The organism is Flavobacterium sp. J372 (genome assembly GCF_024699965.1).
Lineage (GTDB): Bacteria > Bacteroidota > Bacteroidia > Flavobacteriales > Flavobacteriaceae > Flavobacterium.
The window spans coordinates 2599146-2617632 of record NZ_JAJOMZ010000004.1 but is presented as its reverse complement, the minus strand read 5'-3'; the positions used below and the strand labels follow the sequence as shown (position 1 = coordinate 2617632).

General features: G+C 39.5%; 23 protein-coding genes, 3 tRNA genes and 3 pseudogenes. 11 read left to right on the top strand and 18 right to left on the bottom strand.

Translation table 11 applies throughout. The annotated features are described in order from the left end of the window. Positions 1–73 precede the first annotated feature (73 nt). From LRS05_RS13020 to rpsT, 3 genes are all read left to right on the top strand, one after another. Positions 74–145 (top strand) — tRNA-Glu (locus tag LRS05_RS13020). 45 nt (positions 146–190) lie between these two features. Continuing rightward, positions 191–262, top strand: a tRNA-Glu gene (locus tag LRS05_RS13015). Between the two features lie 33 nt (positions 263–295). Next, positions 296–550 carry a 30S ribosomal protein S20 gene (gene rpsT, locus LRS05_RS13010; RefSeq protein WP_257868718.1) on the top strand — a complete coding sequence of 85 codons (255 nt, stop codon included), beginning with the start codon at positions 296–298 and terminating at the stop codon, positions 548–550. A 58-nt stretch (positions 551–608) separates the two neighbouring features. Here rpsT and LRS05_RS13005 read toward each other — a convergent pair whose 3' ends face one another. From LRS05_RS13005 to LRS05_RS12970, 8 genes and pseudogenes are all read right to left on the bottom strand, one after another. Then, entirely contained in the window at positions 609–953 is a 345-nt protein-coding gene (locus LRS05_RS13005) for a hypothetical protein (protein WP_257868717.1), read from the bottom strand. Positions 954–957: 4 nt separating this feature from the next. Continuing rightward, positions 958–2802, bottom strand: a complete 1845-nt coding sequence (locus LRS05_RS13000; protein ID WP_257868716.1) for a DEAD/DEAH box helicase — start codon at positions 2800–2802, stop codon at positions 958–960. A 7-nt stretch (positions 2803–2809) separates the two neighbouring features. Further along, positions 2810–3127 carry a hypothetical protein gene (locus LRS05_RS12995; protein WP_257868715.1) on the bottom strand — a complete coding sequence of 106 codons (318 nt, stop codon included), beginning with the start codon at positions 3125–3127 and terminating at the stop codon, positions 2810–2812. Continuing rightward, positions 3124–4073, bottom strand: a pseudogene (locus tag LRS05_RS12990) (DUF1837 domain-containing protein). The gene LRS05_RS12995 and the pseudogene LRS05_RS12990 overlap by 4 nt, the downstream one beginning before the upstream one ends. A 575-nt stretch (positions 4074–4648) precedes the next feature. Further along, positions 4649–4921: a TIGR03643 family protein gene (locus tag LRS05_RS12985; protein WP_257868714.1), complete on the bottom strand. Its 273-nt coding sequence runs from the start codon at positions 4919–4921 to the stop codon at positions 4649–4651. 230 nt (positions 4922–5151) lie between these two features. Continuing rightward, positions 5152–5505, bottom strand: coding sequence for a DoxX family protein (locus LRS05_RS12980; RefSeq protein WP_257868713.1), 354 nt, complete (start codon positions 5503–5505; stop codon positions 5152–5154). Positions 5506–5533: 28 nt separating this feature from the next. Beyond that, positions 5534–6441, bottom strand: a pseudogene (locus LRS05_RS12975) (DMT family transporter). 132 nt (positions 6442–6573) lie between these two features. Next, positions 6574–6978 (bottom strand): DUF2721 domain-containing protein, encoded by a 405-nt coding sequence (locus tag LRS05_RS12970; RefSeq protein ID WP_257868712.1) that lies wholly within the window; start codon positions 6976–6978, stop codon positions 6574–6576. 98 nt (positions 6979–7076) lie between these two features. On the opposite strand from LRS05_RS12970, the gene hisS reads away from it, so the two are divergent. Next, the gene (gene hisS / locus LRS05_RS12965) at positions 7077–8447 is read left to right on the top strand and encodes a histidine--tRNA ligase (RefSeq protein WP_257868711.1); all 1371 of its coding nucleotides are present in this window, start codon (positions 7077–7079) and stop codon (positions 8445–8447) included. 66 nt (positions 8448–8513) lie between these two features. On the opposite strand, the gene LRS05_RS12960 is transcribed toward hisS, so the two are convergent. Both LRS05_RS12960 and LRS05_RS12955 read right to left on the bottom strand, forming a co-directional pair. Beyond that, complete coding sequence (locus tag LRS05_RS12960) at positions 8514–8744, bottom strand: hypothetical protein (RefSeq protein WP_257868710.1); 231 nt, start codon at positions 8742–8744, stop codon at positions 8514–8516. A gap of 110 nt (positions 8745–8854) precedes the next feature. Then, positions 8855–9322, bottom strand: a complete 468-nt coding sequence (locus LRS05_RS12955) for a hypothetical protein (RefSeq protein WP_257868709.1) — start codon at positions 9320–9322, stop codon at positions 8855–8857. On the opposite strand from LRS05_RS12955, the gene LRS05_RS12950 reads away from it, so the two are divergent. The 4 genes from LRS05_RS12950 (at position 9316) to LRS05_RS12935 (ending at position 11015) form a co-directional block, all read left to right on the top strand. Further along, the gene (locus LRS05_RS12950) at positions 9316–9492 is read left to right on the top strand and encodes a hypothetical protein (RefSeq protein WP_257868708.1); all 177 of its coding nucleotides are present in this window, start codon (positions 9316–9318) and stop codon (positions 9490–9492) included. The genes LRS05_RS12955 and LRS05_RS12950 overlap by 7 nt on opposite strands. A 155-nt stretch (positions 9493–9647) precedes the next feature. Next, on the top strand, positions 9648–9923 hold the full coding sequence (locus tag LRS05_RS12945) for a hypothetical protein (protein WP_257868707.1): 276 nt from the start codon (positions 9648–9650) through the stop codon (positions 9921–9923). A 119-nt stretch (positions 9924–10042) separates the two neighbouring features. Then, positions 10043–10549: a lipocalin family protein gene (locus tag LRS05_RS12940; protein ID WP_257868706.1), complete on the top strand. Its 507-nt coding sequence runs from the start codon at positions 10043–10045 to the stop codon at positions 10547–10549. Between the two features lie 13 nt (positions 10550–10562). Beyond that, on the top strand, positions 10563–11015 hold the full coding sequence (locus LRS05_RS12935; protein ID WP_257868705.1) for an NUDIX domain-containing protein: 453 nt from the start codon (positions 10563–10565) through the stop codon (positions 11013–11015). A 1-nt stretch (position 11016) separates the two neighbouring features. Here LRS05_RS12935 and LRS05_RS12930 read toward each other — a convergent pair whose 3' ends face one another. The 3 genes from LRS05_RS12930 to LRS05_RS12920 form a co-directional block, all read right to left on the bottom strand. Next, on the bottom strand, positions 11017–11274 hold the full coding sequence (locus tag LRS05_RS12930; RefSeq protein ID WP_257868704.1) for a hypothetical protein: 258 nt from the start codon (positions 11272–11274) through the stop codon (positions 11017–11019). A 459-nt stretch (positions 11275–11733) separates the two neighbouring features. Then, positions 11734–11952 carry a hypothetical protein gene (locus tag LRS05_RS12925; RefSeq protein ID WP_257868703.1) on the bottom strand — a complete coding sequence of 73 codons (219 nt, stop codon included), beginning with the start codon at positions 11950–11952 and terminating at the stop codon, positions 11734–11736. A gap of 149 nt (positions 11953–12101) precedes the next feature. Next, positions 12102–12175, bottom strand: a tRNA-Met gene (locus LRS05_RS12920). 150 nt (positions 12176–12325) lie between these two features. Between LRS05_RS12920 and LRS05_RS12915 the strand changes: the two genes are divergently transcribed. Then, a complete protein-coding gene (locus tag LRS05_RS12915) occupies positions 12326–12718 on the top strand; it encodes an START-like domain-containing protein (protein ID WP_257869275.1) in 393 nt (130 codons plus the stop codon). Positions 12719–12770: 52 nt separating this feature from the next. Continuing rightward, positions 12771–13610 carry an aminotransferase class IV gene (locus LRS05_RS12910; RefSeq protein ID WP_257868702.1) on the top strand — a complete coding sequence of 280 codons (840 nt, stop codon included), beginning with the start codon at positions 12771–12773 and terminating at the stop codon, positions 13608–13610. On the opposite strand, the gene LRS05_RS12905 is transcribed toward LRS05_RS12910, so the two are convergent. The 5 genes and pseudogenes from LRS05_RS12905 to LRS05_RS12885 all read right to left on the bottom strand — a co-directional run bounded on the left by LRS05_RS12905 (position 13607) and on the right by LRS05_RS12885 (position 18137). Then, on the bottom strand, positions 13607–14167 hold the full coding sequence (locus tag LRS05_RS12905) for a YqgE/AlgH family protein (protein ID WP_257868701.1): 561 nt from the start codon (positions 14165–14167) through the stop codon (positions 13607–13609). The genes LRS05_RS12910 and LRS05_RS12905 overlap by 4 nt on opposite strands. Positions 14168–14285: 118 nt before the next feature. Beyond that, entirely contained in the window at positions 14286–14567 is a 282-nt protein-coding gene (locus LRS05_RS12900) for an HU family DNA-binding protein (RefSeq protein ID WP_257868700.1), read from the bottom strand. A 188-nt stretch (positions 14568–14755) separates the two neighbouring features. Then, positions 14756–15703 (bottom strand): methionyl-tRNA formyltransferase, encoded by a 948-nt coding sequence (fmt, locus tag LRS05_RS12895; RefSeq protein WP_257868699.1) that lies wholly within the window; start codon positions 15701–15703, stop codon positions 14756–14758. Beyond that, entirely contained in the window at positions 15703–17592 is a 1890-nt protein-coding gene (locus LRS05_RS12890; RefSeq protein WP_257868698.1) for an ATP-dependent DNA helicase RecQ, read from the bottom strand. Before LRS05_RS12890 ends, fmt begins: the two co-directional genes overlap by 1 nt. 9 nt (positions 17593–17601) lie before the next feature. Then, positions 17602–18137, bottom strand: a pseudogene (locus LRS05_RS12885) (AAA family ATPase). Positions 18138–18288: 151 nt separating this feature from the next. Between LRS05_RS12885 and LRS05_RS12880 the strand changes: the two are divergent. Next, positions 18289–18456, top strand: a complete 168-nt coding sequence (locus LRS05_RS12880; RefSeq protein WP_257868697.1) for a hypothetical protein — start codon at positions 18289–18291, stop codon at positions 18454–18456. Positions 18457–18487 lie beyond the last annotated feature (31 nt).

The window sequence follows — 18487 nt, the reverse complement described above, 5'->3', positions numbered from 1 at the left end:
GAAAATTTTTGTTTCAACTATTGCGCGAATAAAAAATAGTTGTATTTTTGCATCCGCATTAGAGAAACAAAATGGCCCGTTCGTCTATCGGTTAGGACTTCAGATTTTCATTCTGGCAAGAGGGGTTCGATTCCCCTACGGGCTACAAAACAAAACTTCAGGTAACTGGGGGAACTCAAAAAAGAAATCGGGTCCGTTCGTCTAGGGGTTAGGACTTCAGATTTTCATTCTGGCAACAGGGGTTCGATTCCCCTACGGACTACAACAAAGAAATTAAAAGATTAAGTAAAAGAAAATGGCAAATCATAAGTCAGCTTTAAAAAGGATTAGGACAAGCGAGAAGAAGAGGGTATTGAACAGGTATCAGCACAAGACTACACGTAATGCTATCAAGGCTATACGTATGGCTACTGAGAAAGGTGAAGCTACTGAAAAACTTTCTGCTGTTATCTCTATGATCGACAAGCTAGCGAAGAAAAACATCATCCACGCTAACAAGGCTTCTAACCTTAAGTCAAAACTTACAAGGCACGTAGCGGCTCTTGCATAAGCAGCCCCTTAGTTATATAATTAGAAAAGCTCTCCGGAAACTGGGAGCTTTTTTTGTGTTACGTTGTTATTAGTATTTTAAAAATGTCGTTAAGGATAATTGATGATAGCCCTAGTTTATTCAGATCGCTCTCTTTTATCCATTGTAAAGCCTCATCCTTAGTCATGTCAGGATTTGTTATGAATTCAGACAACTCAATAACAGTGTTTCTTGTTAAGCCTAAAGATAAGAGTGATACTTGTGTTTTTTGTGAAACACCAAATTCAAGCCATAAATTTAGTTGTGGAATTTGTTCCACTAAATCAAACTTTCCTTCAGACTGTAGAAAAAATCTTAGAATATCAATATAACAGGTTGAATCTTTGGCGAACTTAAATCGCACAAAGTTTTCAACATCCTCCATAGTTTCACGAATTACTACAGGTAATTTTTTTTATATTTTTATATTTTTCATTTCTTTGATAGGATTCAAAGCTTTTCCTAATTAAATAAGATAAAGGTTTACCTGACATCCAATTTATTAATAGGATTGCACGGGATTTGCTAAGCTGAGGGTGATAGAAGGATATCGTTTCACCAATTCTTTCTACTAATTTTGTATATTCATCTAAATTATTGCTATCTTCTGGATAAACAGGAATCATATTCTCAATTTGAACTTTCCTTTTTATAAAGTAATTTAATAGCTGTTGTTGAGCTATCGGTGATATTCCAGGATTTTTGACAAGTATATAATTTGGAATAGTTATTTCATTTTTTAATACTTTAAATAGCTTATCCAGTTTTTTATGAAAGTCATTATTTGAATCAAGTTCATTATTTATAAATTTATTATAGTAATAGCCAAAGGCAAATTCCAAATCTTGTCGAGTTTCTGCCATTTCTCTTGGACTACCATCAATGATAAACTGCACTAATTCATCGGCTTTGTCTGTCTCAATTAGGTCAATTGCTCTACTGATTTTTTGTTTTGATTTATTTGGGTTAGGTTTTATCTTCCAGCTTGTAGGTTCAATACAAATGATATTGCCACTAAACTCTTTACCCCATCTACCTGCTCTCCCTGCAAGATTCCAAAAGTCGTTCTCGTTTAAATCAGTATTTTTTCCTCTTTTTGGTTTCCTTATGAAAATCGACTTTGCAGGAAGGTTGACTCCTTCAAGCAATGTAGAAGTACAAATTAGGTAATTCAAATCACCCTCTTTAAATAATGCTTCTATTTCTTGTCGTATTAACAATGGCATATTACCGTAATGAAAAGCAATACCTTTAGATAAAACTTTTACCAATGCATAATCGGGATGTACAGTTTTTCTAACCAAATTAATTAAGTCTTTAACCCGTTGACTAATTTCGATTTTTGGTAAAAGATCAAATAGCACCAACGAATACTTTTCTGCATCTGCCGCGCCATTTGAATAGATTAAGTTCATTTTGCTGTTATGAGATTCAGCAATCAGAGCTATTTTTTTAGCTTCAGAAGAAGGCCGATGTTTTAAATCCAAAGTGCCTAATTGAATTGTTCGTCCGAGTAAAGCTAGAGTGAGATTCCACTTTTGAGGTTTTCTGGGTATTTGACTTGTGTAAATTAGATTTTGATTTACAGCGACAAATTGAGTATTAATAACATCTTTAGAGGAGTCATTTTTAACATTTTCAAATAATAGTTCCGGGTTTGATGTAAAAGGGCTAGAAAAGAAAACTCTAACACTTGAGTTAAGCTTAACTACCTCTTCAATTTTTTGCTGAAGGAGAATACCGCGGTTACTATCATCAATTTTTTGCGCTTCATCGACTAGTAACAAGTCAATCCGTAGAGGATTTTCTGTAAGGAACCAGTGAAGCCTTTCTTGGGTAAAAACGAATATATTAGATTGGTTGAAACCTTCTTCGTGCTGTGGTACGGTAGAGATATTTACATTCGGAAGATTTTCTTCTTTTAATAATTTTCGCAAATCATATTCAACCTGACTTATAAGTGCTCGGGTGGGGACTATATAGACTATTGTCGAACCTTTATGATTTAATAATTGCTCTAATAGAATATATGATAGAATGAAAGATTTACCAGCCGATGTAGGAGCAGAAATGCTTAATGTATCATTATTTTCAGAAGCAAGATATACTTCTTTTTGAAACCTATTTAATGGGTGTACTTTAGCATTGATATATACAGAATTTTCAATTCTATTTTTAGTAGATTGTAACTTGAGACTTAAAGGTAGATTTTTAGTATAATCTGCATTAATCAAATTCCTGCTAACTGCTAGTTCCTAAGGCCTGTTTATTAGTTAAATTCTCTAATATAACGACTGATGCCGTTTTTTGAATTTCGTTAGTTTTCTGAGTAAGACATGTCTGTGCAATTCTCAACGCTGCATCAAGATGTTCACTTTTTTTCGAGTAGCTGAGGATACTAGCAATAGAAAGCATGTTATTCCAATCTATTTTACTTAAAAGTTCATTCTTTTCTATATGCCAAGTAAGATTTTGAATAGTATCACAAACAGACAAAGTTACGAGAGCTTCAAACTGTCTCTGAAAACTCTGGAGGCTGTAAATTTTATCTTCTATCATTTTTTTAAAGTCGCGAGAAAATGTTCTCTAAATTTTTCAACAGAGGGAAAAGGTATTAAGAAGAAATGTATTTCAAAAAGATCCAGACTAGTATGCTTTTTAATTGTTTTACTAACTTCGGCGAGCCAATCAGTATGTTCAGTATTAAATGCAGAAATTAAATCTTCTAGCGTTTTTTGCTTTGGACCAAGAGGATAATTTTCACTATCAAAGCCGATAAAGCAAATTCCTTTATAGATTAATTTATTTGATAAATCGTCATCTTTGTCAAAATATCGAACCAACATCCTTTCCAAATCATCATCATTAATATTATTTTTAATATTTGATGTGATTAACTGTAAATCTCTTTCTTGGGTCGAACTATGGCCATAGGAATCTATTAAAAAACCATTTATACTTTTTAGACAAGCTGAAAGGCCATCTTTCAAATCCTTGTACATTTTTGATTCCCCCAGTAAAGTGATAAACTATCATTATGTTTATCATATCCGACATGGATTCCATCAGCGCCCTGATAATGTAATTTACCAGATGTTTTCAAAGACATTTTACTTATAATCTGTGGATAGCCTAAAAACTCTTGTGTTAGTGCATATAATAATATTTCACCACCTTCACCAGTTTTCTCTAAGTCAGTAAATAATTCAACGGCTTTCTTTTTCAACTCAATAATTTTTGAGGTTGAACCTGTATTAATGAAAAGTTCTCGTGCTTGATCAATTTCCTGTTTAGGTAAGGCGTAGTCAACTATTTTATTTGTAACAAATTCAATCAGGTCGTTAGTCCGAGGATTTCCTTGCCCGTCTAATTTTACACAGTAACAATGACCTTTTGCTTTCGAATCGGAAATTTCTAAATCAAAGCATAGTTCATGGATACGAGATTTAATTTCGCCATTTGATTTGATTACTAACTTATCAATTGAATTTTCAATCCATTTCATGTAAGGTGATTTTTTTCAAAAATATAATAATTATGTTAAATATCTACATATATTGATTGAAAAATCGAAAGTAGAACAATAGCCCCGATAGAGCCGGTATCCTGCTGAGGCACGAAGCAGATAGAAGCCCCCTAACCCGAGATTGCCACGTCGTGCCTCCTCGCAAACCTAACGCAGTGGTTCGACATAGTCAATGACAGGGAACTAGCTTCACTCGGCAGATGAGTTAGCTAATGTGCCTATGTGGTTAAAAATTTTCAATATGTCAAAGAGCCCGTAAAGCAAAACTTGACATGATGTAAAAACTTTCTGCAAAGGTACGGCGGCTTTTTAGGAGCATTGTTACAAAACCCGTTCAAAAACGTGCAGTTCATCGATTATTTTTATTGGGCACAGTATTCCCCTCTTTCAGAGGGGTGGCTGAAAGCCGGGGTGTTTTTAGCCGCTTCATTTGACACCCCACCCTATGGGCACCCCTCTGAAAGAGGGGAATTGCTTCACTCATGCCGGCACTTCAACTGCTCTCAGTGTGACAGCTTCACTCAAGCGCAATAAAAAATCCCCGCGGCGGGGGATTAGTCAAATTTATGCCTGAAGTAATATTTACTGTCCAGCTCGTCAAAGTCATCCTGTACAATAGGTTTCGGTTTGGGTTTTTTGCCGGCCACCTTTTTCTTCCACAGCTCAAAATTATCGGCAGATAGTTCCTTCTTCATGATGTCCGTCACTTCCTTTTCCCCGAGGGCATACGCCTTTTTTATCTCTTCAAAAGGTTTTCGCTCTTCCTGCGCCAGGGTCACTATCCTCCCAATGGTTTCCCGGTCTAATTCTATACGGCTTTTTTTCATCTGGTGAAAAAATTAAATCAGGTAATTGTTTTTGATGTTTAAGATTAATGAACCAATATTACTAAAAAAAATGTTTTTTGGCAATAGGTATGTGAAAATTGCTGTATGAAGGTTTTATGGAACGCGCCTGCCCGAATGGTACAGGCGGGGATGACGCGGATTAGGCGGATGACCACGGATTTTTAAAACTTGAGTGATGCTCAATCTAAAATCATAAATCCAATCATAAATCAAGTATAAAGCCACGCCCACCAGATGAGGACGAGTTGCAGCGGAAGGCGGAGGAGGAGTATCCATTTCGGGACGCCCATGCCGGCTTTTTTATCTTGGAGCATATACACGTTTGCCGGGAAGATGGCGATGAGCAATGCTATGATTCCCCATGCTGCATAAGCCGAGGTTTCGGGAATGCAGAGGAGTATTCCCAGTACGATTTCGGCCAGGCCACTGATTATGTTGAGGGCTTTTGGTGCAGGGAGGTAATGCGGAATCATCCGGGTGTAAATGCGCGGCACACGGAAATGGTTGAGCCCCGCCAGGATGTATAGCGATGCCATGAGGTAAAGGTGCCACGGTAGCTGCATGGGTTGATTTTACAGCTAATATACGGAATTAATGCGCCGCGCCGCCGCCTTTTGTCTTGACGTTCATCACTACAATAGCCGCAATTATAAGCGCGATGCCCAACCATTGCAGGGCGTTTACAGGTTCGTGGAGCAATACCAGCGCCATCATAACCGATACCGGAAGCTCAAGCGATGAGACGATGCTTCCCAGCCCGATGCCTGTGTGCGGAAAGCCGGCATTCAGCAGCATTGGCGGTATGATGGTTCCGAAAAGTGACAGTACGATTCCCCATTTCAGGAAGATTTCTGCATTATAGGTACCCGTCCAGGTTACCGCTACGAAAATAGCCACGATTACCGCGCCGCCCAAAAGCATATACAGGCTTCGCTGTGCCGACGACAGGTGTGGCGCTACCCGGTTGGCCGTGAACATGGTTGTGGTGAACGATGCCGCAGCGAGGAGCCCACAGCCTACACCGATGATGTTGAGGGGCGCCTCGTTTGCGAAGACTTTTGCGGCAAGCGCTGTCCCGACCAAAACAATGATCACAGCAAAGATTTTTCTACCGGAAGGCATAGTTTTGTTAAGGATGGCCTCAAGGAGTACGCCCATCCACACGGTTTGCATCAAAAGCACGATGCAGATTGACACGGGCACGCCGTAGTGTACCGCGAGATAATAGAACACGCTGGTCATACCCATTGATGTTCCGGCCGTCATAAGCCCCGCGATGTTTTTTGGGGTGGCTTTGAGTACGGCGCCTTTTTGCGTCCGCGGGTTATGGCGTTTATTATGAGTATCCCGAGGATGCCCAGGATAAATTGTGATGATGTGACTTCGGCAGTGGTGAAGCCTTCTTTATAGGCGAGTTTTACGAAGGTGGCGAGCATACCGTAGCTGGTTGCGCCGAGCCCTACGAGTACCACACCTTTCAATACGTTGTTTTGTGACATTTCCTGAATTTAAAAAGCGGGCAAAGATACCATTGTTTTTTGAAATGGCGATTGAAGTTTGATTTCCAAAAACTGCTATTGTTAAAGAAACGTTAATGGTTGCACTGCTGTTGACCGAAGGGTGCAGGCAAATTACTCTGCTGAAACGTCTTCCTCAAGATCGCTGAGATGAACCCGGAGCGCTTTCACCGAAATGCTGATTTCCCAAAATGAGACTCCGAGTGAAATCAATAGTAGTAAAAGGCTGAGCCCGAACAGATAAGTCCCTGCAAGCTGTATCCCGCTGAAAAGTAATGTCATTGAAAATACTGAAAAGAAAAGGCTTAGCACACCGTACATCTGCATGTGCCGGATGAGTGTGAGGCGCAGGCTCAGGTTCTTGATCTCAACCAAAATGTTCTTGTTTTTGTTTTGTTTATAGCTGGTTTTCAGGCTCCTGACGATGGTTGCAACGGTGAGAAAGCGGTTGGTATAAGCCAGGAGTATAAGTGATGTTGCCGAAAAAAGCAGGGCAGGGGTTTCGATGTTTAAAGTCATTTCAGGTAGATTTATTGTAAAGATATAAAATGCCGACGACTGTTCAGGCCTTTGCTTTTCGGTCGGGTATGCGCTATATTTGTGTAAAATTTTAAAACATGGCACAAAAACCGGGGATACCAAAAGGGACGAGGGATTTTTCACCTACCGAAGTAGCTAAAAGACAATACATTACCGGCATTATAAAAAAGCATTTTGAGTTGTTTGGGTTTATGCCGATTGAAACACCTTCTTTTGAAAACAGCGAAACCCTGATGGGCAAATATGGCGAGGAAGGCGACAGGCTGATTTTTAAGATTTTAAATAGTGGTGATTACCTGGCCAAAGCAAATGAAGAGTATTTATCAGAAAGAAACAGCCTGAAACTTACATCTCAGATTTCTGAAAAAGCCCTGCGCTATGACTTAACGGTGCCCTTTGCTCGTTATGTTGTGCAATATCAGAATGATATAGAATTCCCGTTTAAGCGTTACCAGATACAGCCGGTTTGGAGGGCTGACCGCCCACAGAAAGGCCGTTTCCGCGAGTTTTACCAGTGTGATGCCGATGTTGTAGGGTCTAACTCGCTATGGCAGGAGGTTGAACTTGTGCAGTTGTATGATGCTGTTTTTACTGAACTAGGTTTTGTTGGTGCCACTATTAAAATAAATAACAGAAAGGTGCTTAGCGGTATAGCCGAAGTTATTGGCGCTAAAGATAAATTGATAGATTTTACCGTTGCGCTTGATAAGCTCGACAAAATAGGTGAGGAAGGCGTAAAAAAGGAAATGCTTGAGAAAGGTATTGCTGCTGAAGCGATTGAGAAGGTACAGCCCCTCTTCAATTTTACGGGAGATATCAATGAAAAACTGGAGAAGCTGTCACAATTGCTGGCATCATCTGAAGAAGGTATGAAAGGTGTTGAAGAGCTGCGTTTCATTTGTGATAATGTTGCCGCGCTCGGCCTTGGCCAATCTAAGCTGGACCTTGATGTTACCCTTGCACGAGGGCTCAACTATTACACCGGCGCTATATTTGAAGTGACTGCGCCTGAAGGTGTTGCCATGGGCTCTATTGGCGGTGGCGGCAGGTATGATGACCTTACTGGCATTTTCGGATTGAAAAATATGAGCGGGGTAGGCATATCTTTCGGACTTGACCGTATTTACCTCGTGGTTGATGAGCTTGGGCTGTTCCCTGAAACTGTTACAGAAAGTACTAAAGTACTTTTCCTTAACCTAGGCAATGCAGAAGCTCTGTATGCACTTAGGGCTATTAAATCTCTTCGTGAGGCAGGGATTAAAGCCGAACTTTATCCTGATGCCGCGAAGATGGGTAAACAGTTTCAGCATGCAGATAAACGCGGAATTACGTATGCGGTTATAGCAGGCGGTGAAGAAATGGCTGCTAATGTTTATACTCTCAAAAATTTGGAGACAGGAAATCAGGAAAAGATTGAAATTGAAACCCTGTCAAACAGGTTGTTATAAAAAAATCCCATCTTTTAAAGATGGGATTCTGTTTTTTGTGTAAGATGGTTTGAGTTTATGAACTGTTTAAGCAGTTTCCATAAAATGAATTTTGCTCTTAGGCACGTTTCCGGTGTTGTCCTGCATAATTTCAATGCCAAGAATCTCGAACGGGCGCTCAATCTGGCAGTCGTTAATGTCAAGGTAGTCCATTACAAGCTCATCAAAACTGTCAGGGTGCAAGGTGATGGCAACACTGTCAGTCAGCTCATTTTCAATAATGAAATTTCTCATTCCGTCATAAGTAATTTTCTCCATATTGCTGTTATTTAAAGTTGGGTTAAATGTAATAATAAGGTTTAACCGTGTAACTTTACAAGTGTTAAATGTTTGAATTTTAACATTCTACGCTATTTACAATATAGATATCACTCGGTAAATAATATTATTCCGTTACCTGTATTGCCTGATTTTACTGGATTGTTTGTTACTGCATCAAAATTTATGTTGGTATATTTTTTCCTGAACTCGGGAAGATCGCGTTCCACATTTGTGCCCACAATAATCCTTGGAGAGCCGGGTTGGGCCATATCATTGTAAGAAAGTTCTCCTATATAATTTATTGTTCCTGCCGAAACGGTAAACGGAATTGAAAATTTCTGGCTTGATGTTACCATTCCCGAGTAGCCTATATGGTCAAGGTAATTGTATTGGGTAAAAGCGTAGTTACCCGGCTGGGCCTCAATCATAAACAGGTATGTTTTCTTTTCATTAAAGTCTCCCGTATAACTGCGTGTATTGCCTTCCCGTGCCTTTATAATAATCCTTCCTGAATTTTTCTTCCGGATTTTCTTATCAGTTGTTACAGGCTCATAAAAAAAAGCGGTAAATGTCATTGGCAGGCTTTTCATTTCCTGTAAAAGTTATTGTACCTATAACAAGCCCTGTACCTGAAGCTGATGAAAAAGACTGGGGCGGAACATCATTTTTTGCAGTGCTGCAACTGGCAATAATAATTAATGATATAAGGGTTAGCAGATGTTTCATGACTTTGAAATTTATGTAAAGTTAGCAGAAATTTTAGTTGAAGGTAAGCTTTAACGTTACCTTACAAGTAATTAACATTATGATGTAACTTGTTTACAATTAAGGGTTCTACCTTTACATTACATCGTTCACAACAAAAATATTACTAACTAAAATTTCAACATTATGTCTATCATGAAAAACGATCATTCTGAAGGTAAAGTAGCAAAAGCCATTGAAAACCAAACAGCAAAACTTCCATCTGATACATTTCTTTGGGCTGCACTTGGGTCTATGGCTGTGTCGGCAACCTTAAAAGCTTTCGGTAAAAACCACACGGCTCTGTTTGTGGGCCAATGGGCCGCCCCGTTCCTGCTGCTTGGTATCTATAACAAAATCGTAAAAGTAGAGGGTAATGATGCAGAAAGCAGCCCTATAAGCCGCTATGCAGAACCTGAGGGAACACTATAATTACTGATACTAAATTGACTGAGCCCGCACATGCGGGTTTTTTTATGGGTTAATTTACTGTTAATCAAACAGGCATGCTCAAATACCAATAGTATCTTTATAACAAAAACCAAAACACTATGAAAACAATTAAACTTTTAGCGCTTACAGCAATGCTTTGTATGGCTGCAGCATGTAATGATGATGACCTTGATATAACACGCGACAATGGTGTAGGGCCTGAAAATGCAGGAGTATACAACCTAACAAAAGTAATGGTGTTTGATCCTGTTGATTTTAATTTGGATGAAGTAGCAAATAATGATTTAATGCTTGAATCGCCATGTTATGGCGGCTCAAGAATAGTATTGAATGAAGACGGTACTTACGAATATTCGAACAATAATGTATTCTTTGAGTCTGAAACGGGCTGCTCTTTTGAAACAATTGAAGGCACATGGGAAATTGAAGGAAGCGACATCCTGATGACCGCCACCAGTGTTGATGTGCCTCTGACTACTGAGCATGATTTTAATGGAACAGAAATTATTATTGTACGCAATAATGGTACTTACCCTACACGTGACGCAGAAGACAACCCGGTATACGCTACAGGTACTGTAACATATACCTATACAAAATCTTAGAAGGCTTTTCATAATGAAGAAAAGCGCCGGAATACTGCTTTACAAATTTGAAGGAGGGCGGTTGCTCTTTTTCCTGGTACATCCCGGCGGGCCCTATTTTAAAAATAAAGATGCCGGGTGGTGGACAATTCCCAAGGGCGAGATAATGCCGGGCGAAGAACCCCTTGACTGTGCCATACGCGAATTTGAGGAAGAAACAGGACATAAGCCTGAAGGTCTTTATACTGAATTGCAGCCTGTGGTACAAAAAGGTGGTAAAACTGTTATGGGCTGGGCATGTGAGGGAGATGTAGACGCCGGCAACGTACAATGTAATGAATTTGAAATAGAATGGCCGCCACGTTCGGGCAAGAAGCAGTCATTTCCTGAGATAGATAAAGCGGGCTGGTTTACAGTAGAAGAAGCTTTAATACTAATAAATGAGAGGCAGCAATCATTTTTAATTGAAGTTCAGAAACTTGTATAAGCTATTCGTCAGCGCCAATATCTATATTGGTGTTGTATTTATTAAGGTATTTCTCCAGAAGTTTACCCTGCTTAAAACTAAGCTTCCAAATAATTTTATTGGTATGGCAGTGGCACCATAGCTCAATATAAAAATCATGCAGAGAATATAAAAGCTTCCGCACCTCTCCCTCAATACAGGCATCAATCAATACACCGTCGGACCATAATAGCCGGTATTGTTCGGTATCATCAAGTTGTTTGTATTCTGAAAGCTTCATAAAGTAAATTTAATGATTTCCCTGCTATTACAGCCTATATAGTATGTTAACGCTAAGATTAATGATAAAATTATAGAGTTGCTTATTCAGGCTTTAATTTATCTTTTTATTAGCATAAGGTTAGCTATCATTTTACATTTCAATACCGACCTTGCACTCAAAACAATATGCTATGAGACTCCTTCTTTTACTGCCGAACATTATATTTATAATCATATCCGGATACAATCTCTGGAGTGAATTTAATACCCAAAACCCCGATTACTTAACGTATAAGGTTTTACATGCAACGGTATTTATAAGCTGCTCTGTATTTTCATTTCTAATTATAAAATCTATATATAAATCGGTGTCGTACAGGAACGAAAGTGATGAGATCCTGGCAGAGAATATATTAGCTTAATTCTAATAAATAAAAAGCCTCACGATTGTGAGGCTTTTTATTTATCTGTGTATGTGTTAGTTCAGCTTTTCTTCACGTTTTTTCATGAAATAATAAAACCCAAATGCAATTCCCACCAATGCAAGATAAATAAGCTTTGAATTGATTGGTGCCGGCGGCGGGTCTCCTCCCTCAAGGTCACCATCAGGGTTATCCTGGCCCGGCTGAGCATAAAGAGCAATGTTGCTAACCAAAAAGAAAGCAAGCATATATAATTTCAAGAAACTGTTTTTCATAACATTAGGGGGTTTATTACGAGGTCAAAAATAGAGCATATTTTTAACATACAAAAAAAAATAACATAATTTTTGAATATGTAACGATAACTTAAAGTTATAATGCACTGAAAATAAAAAAAATGGAAGCATTAAGCTTCCATTTTTTGTAGCGAAGACGGGAGTTGAACCCGTGACCTCAGGGTTATGAATCCTGCGCTCTAACCGACTGAGCTACCTCGCCATTTTATTCGGTTTGTACATCCTTGAATGCGGGTGCAAATATAGCACTAAATTTAAACGATGCAAATATATTTTGCTGAAAAAAATAATTTGTAAAAATGCTTTTTTATGAATGTTAAATATTCTATATTTCCCGAAATTTAATACTGAAATGGACGAAAAAATAAAATACGAGCTTGAGTTTCCCATAACTTCTTCACCACAACTTCTTTACCAGTATATTTCCACGCCTTCAGGACTATCTGAATGGTTTGCCGATAATGTAAACAGCAGGGGTGAATACTTCACATTTATATGGGATGACAGTGAAGAGAAGGCCCGTATGTCGTCAAAAAAAACAGGTGAGAAGGTAAAATTCAGGTGGGTTGACGAAAATGATAAGGATAGCGATTATTATTTTGAACTGCGTATTTTAGTTGATGAGATAACAAAAGATGTATCACTAATGGTAGTTGACTTCGCTGAAGAAAATGATATACAGGAATCTAAGCAGCTTTGGGAAAACCAGGTGAGCGACCTGAAACATGTGCTTGGCTCAGTTTAGGAAAAGCTACAGCTTTACGCTATATTTGCCCTGATATTTCAGGGCATTTTTTATGATAAATTACAACGGCACATTAATGGCTGAAGCTGCCATACCATTACACACAAACCGCGCATTTCTTTACGGTGACAGCATTTTTGAAACCATGAAAGTGGTTGATGGCAAGGTGCTGTTTCTTGAAGACCATTATTTCAGGCTTATGGCTTCCATGCGCATTGTACGTATGGAAATACCTATGCATTTCACTATGGAGTATATGGAAGAGCAGGTAAAGCTGTTGCTCTCATCATTCGAAAGCACCTCTTCGTACAGGATAAGATTATCGATTTTCAGAAAGCCGGGAGGTAAGTATCTGCCAACGGATAATAATACTGAATTTATTATCACCGCAGAGGCGCTGAATAGCGCTTTATATTCATTTACTGATGCAGATTATGAAGTTGACCTTTACAAAGATTTTTATGTCTCAAAACAGCTTATTTCAACGCTGAAGACCACAAATAAAATGGTTCACATTACAGGCAGCATATATGCCCATGAAAACGGGCTGCAAAACTGCCTGTTGGTAAATGATGAGAAAAATGTTGTAGAAGCCCTGCAGGGTAATGTTTTTATGCTGATGGGCAGTAAACTGATTACTCCTCCTGTAAGTGACGGATGCCTGAATGGTGTAATGAGAAAGCAGATAATCGCTTTAGCGAAAAAGATTGATGAGGTTGAAGTTGTTGAAAGCTCTATATCACCATTTGACCTTCAGAAAGCTGATGAAATCTTTATTACTAATGTGATACAGGGTATACAGCCGGTAACAAAATACCGCAAAAAAGAATATAGTAATACTTTCTCGATAAAACTATTGCAGAGATTGAATGCTGCAGTTAGGCTGGGTTAGTTAAATGTAGGGTTTTCAGGCGCATTGCTCCATATCAGGTAGTCGCCGCCCAGTTCCATAATTTTTTCTTTCCAGAATGAAGTGCTTGACTTGCCAATGATACGGTTTTGGTAGCTGTTTTCACTTACTATCCATGAGTTATCTTCAAGCTCATCTTCAAGTTGGTGCGCATCCCACCCTGTGTAGCCCAGGAAAAAGCGGATGTTATTTTTCTTTATCAGTCCCTGGTTTATCAGTTCTTTAGTTGATTCAAAATCGCCACCCCAGTAAATGCCGTTAGATATCTCTATACTGTCAGGTATCAGGTCTGGCACGTTATGAATAAAGTACAGGTTATCCTGCTCAACGGGCCCACCATTGTATATTTTAAAGCTCCCATGTATCTCGGGTATAAGGTCATGAATAGTGTAGCCGAGCGGTTTGTTTAGGATGAAGCCGATAGATCCTTCACTGGTATGGTCGGCAAGGAGCACTACAGACCTGTTGAATGATATATCCCCAATTGTTGAAGGTTCTGCTATCAGCAGGTGGCCTTTCTTAGGTTTTATTGAAATCATCTTTGGTGCAATTTGAAATAAATTTAACTAAAAAATATATACGTTCAAAAAAATTTAGAAACTTTTAAAAAAAAAGCCTTCTTTAACAGAAGGCTTAATTTTAATTCTATAAACAGGATTATTTTTTAGCGTTAACTGAACCGTCCAGCTCAGCTCCCGGCTTGAATTTAACTACATTTTTAGCAGCAATGCTTATGCTTTTTCCTGTCTGAGGATTTCTGCCTTCTCTTGCAGCCCTGTTTGAAACTGACCAAGAACCAAAACCTACAAGAGATACCCTGTTTCCTGCGTTAAGCGCGCCGCCTACGTTTGAGATGAAAGATTCAAGCGCTTTTTTTGCAGCACCTTTAGAAATTCCTGCATCAGCAGCCATTGCGTCGATTAATTCTGATTTGTTCATAATGATTGGTATTAATTGTTTGGTTAAAAATTTTTATTTTTCACTCCTGTCCTACAAATTTAATAGGAAAATCAACGTACACAAGTGTTTTCGTATTTTTTCGTATTCATTGTTGATAACTTTAGCCCGAATGTTGATAAGGACTGTTGTATTATTCAAAAATCTGTTAACCTTAGTGTTTATGCGGTTTAATAGGCCATAGCATTATCACTTAGCTGTAAACCGTTCAGCAATTCCGCAGCTGTCATTTTTTTCTTGCCGGGAAATTGTAATGACAGCACTTCCAGATAACCGCCATTTACTGCAACCTTTATTTCTTTTTTTCCTGTTAATATTGCTCCGTTGCTATAATTGTGGGCATCAGGAATAAACCTTGCTTCATAAAATTTCACATTCCATTCCTGTTCGTTATCTTTAATTAAACTCCAGGCAGCAGGATAAGGGCTCAGCCCCCGTATAAGGTTGTGTATGGCTTTTCCGGGAGCATTCCAGTCAATTTTACAATTATCCCTGTTTAGTTTGTAAGCAGTTTTTAAATCGCCTTCCTGTGGCTGTATAGTTGTGGTTACATTGCCGCTTTCAATTAGCTGCAATGTTTTTATTATCGTTTCCTGCCCCAATACCATCAGCCTGTCATGCAACGCACCTGCAGTCTCATTTTCACCTATTTCAGTTTCAGCTTTCAGTATCATGGCCCCGGTATCTATTTTGTCATCTATAAAAAAAGTGGTGACACCCGTTTTTGTCTCTCCGTTTATTACAGCCCAGTTGATAGGCGCTGCACCGCGATAATCGGGCAGGAGGGAGGCATGCAGGTTAAACGTACCCAGCTTAGGCATTCGCCAAACAGCTTCTGGCAGCATACGGAAGGCTACCACCACCTGTAAATTTGCATTCAGGCTTTTTAATTCTTCCAAAAAAGCAGGGTCTTTAAGATTGGTAGGCTGCAATAGCTTCAGGTCTTTCTCCTGGGCATATTCTTTCACAGCCGAATATTTTAGTTTCTGTCCGCGGCCTGCAGGTTTATCAGGTGCTGTAATTACTCCGGCAATTTTATATCCCTCTTTATATATCGTGTCAAGTATGCCGGTTGCAAATTCGGGCGTCCCCATAAATACTATGCGTAGTTTTTCCATTATGCTATGCTGTAAAAGTTTCGGTTATCAATTTTTATTTTTCGTTCTTCAAGTAATGTGCGCAGTGCAGTCACTGTTTCTTGTGTTGTTAGCCCGAGGGTGCGCTCAAGTTCAGCTGAACTGTGAGGCCCTGTTTTAAGTACTTCTACTACGGATGATCTTATAGCTGCCGGTTTAACGGTCTCTTTAGCGGAAGCTATACAATTTGAACAGTTTCCGCAATCTGTGCTGTCGGTTTCCCCAAAATAGTCCAGTATCAGCCTGCTTTTGCATCGCGCAGTATTGGTAATATATTCCACCACGGCATCAAACTGAACGGTCTTTAATGCGTTCTGCTGTTCCAGGAATTTTATGGTTTTGTTTATCGTAAACTCATCTTCGCGTACCTCATTAAATGTGATGGTACTGTCATTACCTGAGCTTTTATAAGCAATTATTTCTTTCTGCGAAAGCTTCTCAAGCAATACTCTGAATTCATTTTCTGTACATTTCGCTTTCTTGCAGATAAATTCTGTATTAATAGCTGTCTGCATGTCAAAAATACCGGGATAATTCCGTACCAGCGCCAGCACCATTTCTTCATCAGCCGGGTTAAGGCTTATGTACCGCAGCACTTCTTTACCCTCAATCAAAAATTGCAGGCTCACACTTTCATTAAATTGTTGTGACAAAGTAAGTATGCCCTGCCTGTCGAGAAATTGTATTGCGTTAAAAGCTTTAATGGGGTTAAGGTTATAATGCCTGCAAAAATCATTGAAATTGAACGGAAAAGTTTCACCAAGCCCTTCGCCATATGCAATTTGAAGATGGCTGTTGAGTTTGGCATATACTGTGTGGACAATAGATTTATCAGGCAGCACATCAATAAACTGGCTCCTGGCCGTCCTTATGTCGGAAGCATTTACCAGCGCTACAGCAAATGATTTTTCACCGTTGCGCCCGGCACGTCCTGCTTCCTGGTAATAGCTTTCAAGGTTTTCAGGCAGCTGAATGTGTGCAACGCATTGTACATCGGGTTTGTCTATGCCCATCCCAAATGCATTTGTTGCAACCATTACCTTCGCCTTATTTGCCAGCCATGCCGACATATTTGCTTCTTTCTCACGAGAAGTAAGTCCGCCGTGATAAAATGTCGCGCTGATGCCTAATGAAATGAGCTGGCGCGATACTTCATGGCACGCTTTACGGTTGCGTACATAAACTATCGATGAACCGCTATACTTTGTAAAAATACGCTGCATCTGGCCAAGCTTATCTTCTGCTTCCAGAACCATATAGGCGATATTTTCCCGAAGAAACGATTTTTTAAAAAATGCCACATCGTGCATCTTCAGCTGCGCGACAATATCCTGCTGAACCCTTTCAGTTGCTGAAGCTGTAAGTGCAATTAATGGTACTTTAGGCAGGTAATCGCGTATTTTGTATATTTGGAGATAAGCGGGCCGGAAATCATGCCCCCATTGCGATACACAATGCGCTTCGTCTACAGCAATAAGGTTTACCGGCAGCTGGCCGATACGCTCTGCAATCCAGTCAGATTTTAAACGTTCCGGAGAAATGTACAGGAATTTATAATCACCGAACTTACAGTTGTCAAGAAGGTTGCTTATTTCATCTGAAGAGAGGCTCCCGGCCAATGATACGGCTTTTATACCACGCTGCTTCAGGTTTTCTACCTGGTCTTTCATCAGGGCAATCAATGGTGAAATTACCACACACAACCCATCGCGCATGATCGTAGGCACCTGGAAGCAGACAGACTTACCGCCTCCGGTCGGCATCAATGCAAAAGTGTCGCGCCTTTGTAATACAGCATTGATTATCGCTTCCTGCGGTTCACGGAAGGTATCATAACCCCAATATTTTTCCAGGATGTCTTTTGCCTGCATTAACGGATTTTACGAAAGATGCCCTAATATAAAAAGAATTCGGTTATCAAGGGTGTCTTTTGGCACTTCAATCATTTCGTAGCCGTAGCTGCGGTAGGTTTCAAGCAAATGTTCGCTGATAAGTTTTGCCTGCTCGTAATTTTCGTAGCGTGCCTCATCGGCAGTATATATCTCTTCCCATGGCGGCAAAAAGAATATCTTGGTGTATTTGTGTTCGTGGCAAGCTTCGTCAAAAAAGGCGGGTAACTGTCGCCTATGTAGTGCATATAGGCAAGCACATCGGGTATGCCACGGTCAAGAAATACTATGTCACACTCTTCTGCAAGGGCATTTTTGTACTGCTTTTTCCGGCCTTCAAGAAGCAGCTCACTAAATAAAAGCGGTTTTTCAAGAAACAGCTGCTCAATACCCTGCTTACGCGCTTCCAGTGTCACTTCACGCGAAATTTCAGGATAGCATGTGTATCCCTTTTCGGTAAGCCCGTCAATTATTGTAGTTTTCCCTGAGCCGGGGCCACCAATTATCACAACTATTTCTTTACCCACTTTTGTAAAATAAGCGGCAAATTTAGGCAATAGTCACTTATTTTAAAAGCATTTTCCCATATGTACGGTGTTAAATGATAATCCTTTGTTAAACCTCTTCATTTCAAGGTAAAGTCATGGTATTTTTGAAAGGAAACAAAAATTATTTGCCATGAAGAAATACAGAAACATGAGGCTTGAGGCCGTAACAGGAAGTGAAAATAAATATGCACACTATTCAGCATTCAAGAAGAAAGATGCAGCCGTAAGGAACATTGAAATAATTGTTGCCTGCGTAATTGCGTTTATGGCCGGTATGGGCATCTACCAGGTTCTGTAATTTATCTGCCATATAAAACAATAAAAGCCGC

Coding starts and splice junctions, on each gene's coding strand:
- LRS05_RS12915 (WP_257869275.1), top strand. CDS start 12,326: ATGGACGAAAAAATAAAATACGAGCTTGAGTTTCCCATAACTTCTTCA.
- LRS05_RS12955 (WP_257868709.1), bottom strand. CDS start 9,322: ATGACATTTACCGCTTTTTTTTATGAGCCTGTAACAACTGATAAGAAA.
- LRS05_RS12910 (WP_257868702.1), top strand. CDS start 12,771: ATGATAAATTACAACGGCACATTAATGGCTGAAGCTGCCATACCATTA.
- rpsT (WP_257868718.1), top strand. CDS start 296: ATGGCAAATCATAAGTCAGCTTTAAAAAGGATTAGGACAAGCGAGAAG.
- LRS05_RS12930 (WP_257868704.1), bottom strand. CDS start 11,274: ATGAAGCTTTCAGAATACAAACAACTTGATGATACCGAACAATACCGG.
- LRS05_RS12945 (WP_257868707.1), top strand. CDS start 9,648: ATGAAAAACGATCATTCTGAAGGTAAAGTAGCAAAAGCCATTGAAAAC.
- LRS05_RS12960 (WP_257868710.1), bottom strand. CDS start 8,744: ATGGAGAAAATTACTTATGACGGAATGAGAAATTTCATTATTGAAAAT.
- LRS05_RS12925 (WP_257868703.1), bottom strand. CDS start 11,952: ATGAAAAACAGTTTCTTGAAATTATATATGCTTGCTTTCTTTTTGGTT.
- LRS05_RS12970 (WP_257868712.1), bottom strand. CDS start 6,978: ATGACTTTAAACATCGAAACCCCTGCCCTGCTTTTTTCGGCAACATCA.
- LRS05_RS12995 (WP_257868715.1), bottom strand. CDS start 3,127: ATGATAGAAGATAAAATTTACAGCCTCCAGAGTTTTCAGAGACAGTTT.
- LRS05_RS12950 (WP_257868708.1), top strand. CDS start 9,316: ATGTCATTGGCAGGCTTTTCATTTCCTGTAAAAGTTATTGTACCTATA.
- LRS05_RS12935 (WP_257868705.1), top strand. CDS start 10,563: ATGAAGAAAAGCGCCGGAATACTGCTTTACAAATTTGAAGGAGGGCGG.
- LRS05_RS12900 (WP_257868700.1), bottom strand. CDS start 14,567: ATGAACAAATCAGAATTAATCGACGCAATGGCTGCTGATGCAGGAATT.
- LRS05_RS12890 (WP_257868698.1), bottom strand. CDS start 17,592: ATGCAGGCAAAAGACATCCTGGAAAAATATTGGGGTTATGATACCTTC.
- LRS05_RS13005 (WP_257868717.1), bottom strand. CDS start 953: ATGGAGGATGTTGAAAACTTTGTGCGATTTAAGTTCGCCAAAGATTCA.
- LRS05_RS12880 (WP_257868697.1), top strand. CDS start 18,289: ATGAAGAAATACAGAAACATGAGGCTTGAGGCCGTAACAGGAAGTGAA.
- LRS05_RS12905 (WP_257868701.1), bottom strand. CDS start 14,167: ATGATTTCAATAAAACCTAAGAAAGGCCACCTGCTGATAGCAGAACCT.
- LRS05_RS12940 (WP_257868706.1), top strand. CDS start 10,043: ATGAAAACAATTAAACTTTTAGCGCTTACAGCAATGCTTTGTATGGCT.
- LRS05_RS12985 (WP_257868714.1), bottom strand. CDS start 4,921: ATGAAAAAAAGCCGTATAGAATTAGACCGGGAAACCATTGGGAGGATA.
- fmt (WP_257868699.1), bottom strand. CDS start 15,703: ATGGAAAAACTACGCATAGTATTTATGGGGACGCCCGAATTTGCAACC.
- hisS (WP_257868711.1), top strand. CDS start 7,077: ATGGCACAAAAACCGGGGATACCAAAAGGGACGAGGGATTTTTCACCT.
- LRS05_RS12980 (WP_257868713.1), bottom strand. CDS start 5,505: ATGCAGCTACCGTGGCACCTTTACCTCATGGCATCGCTATACATCCTG.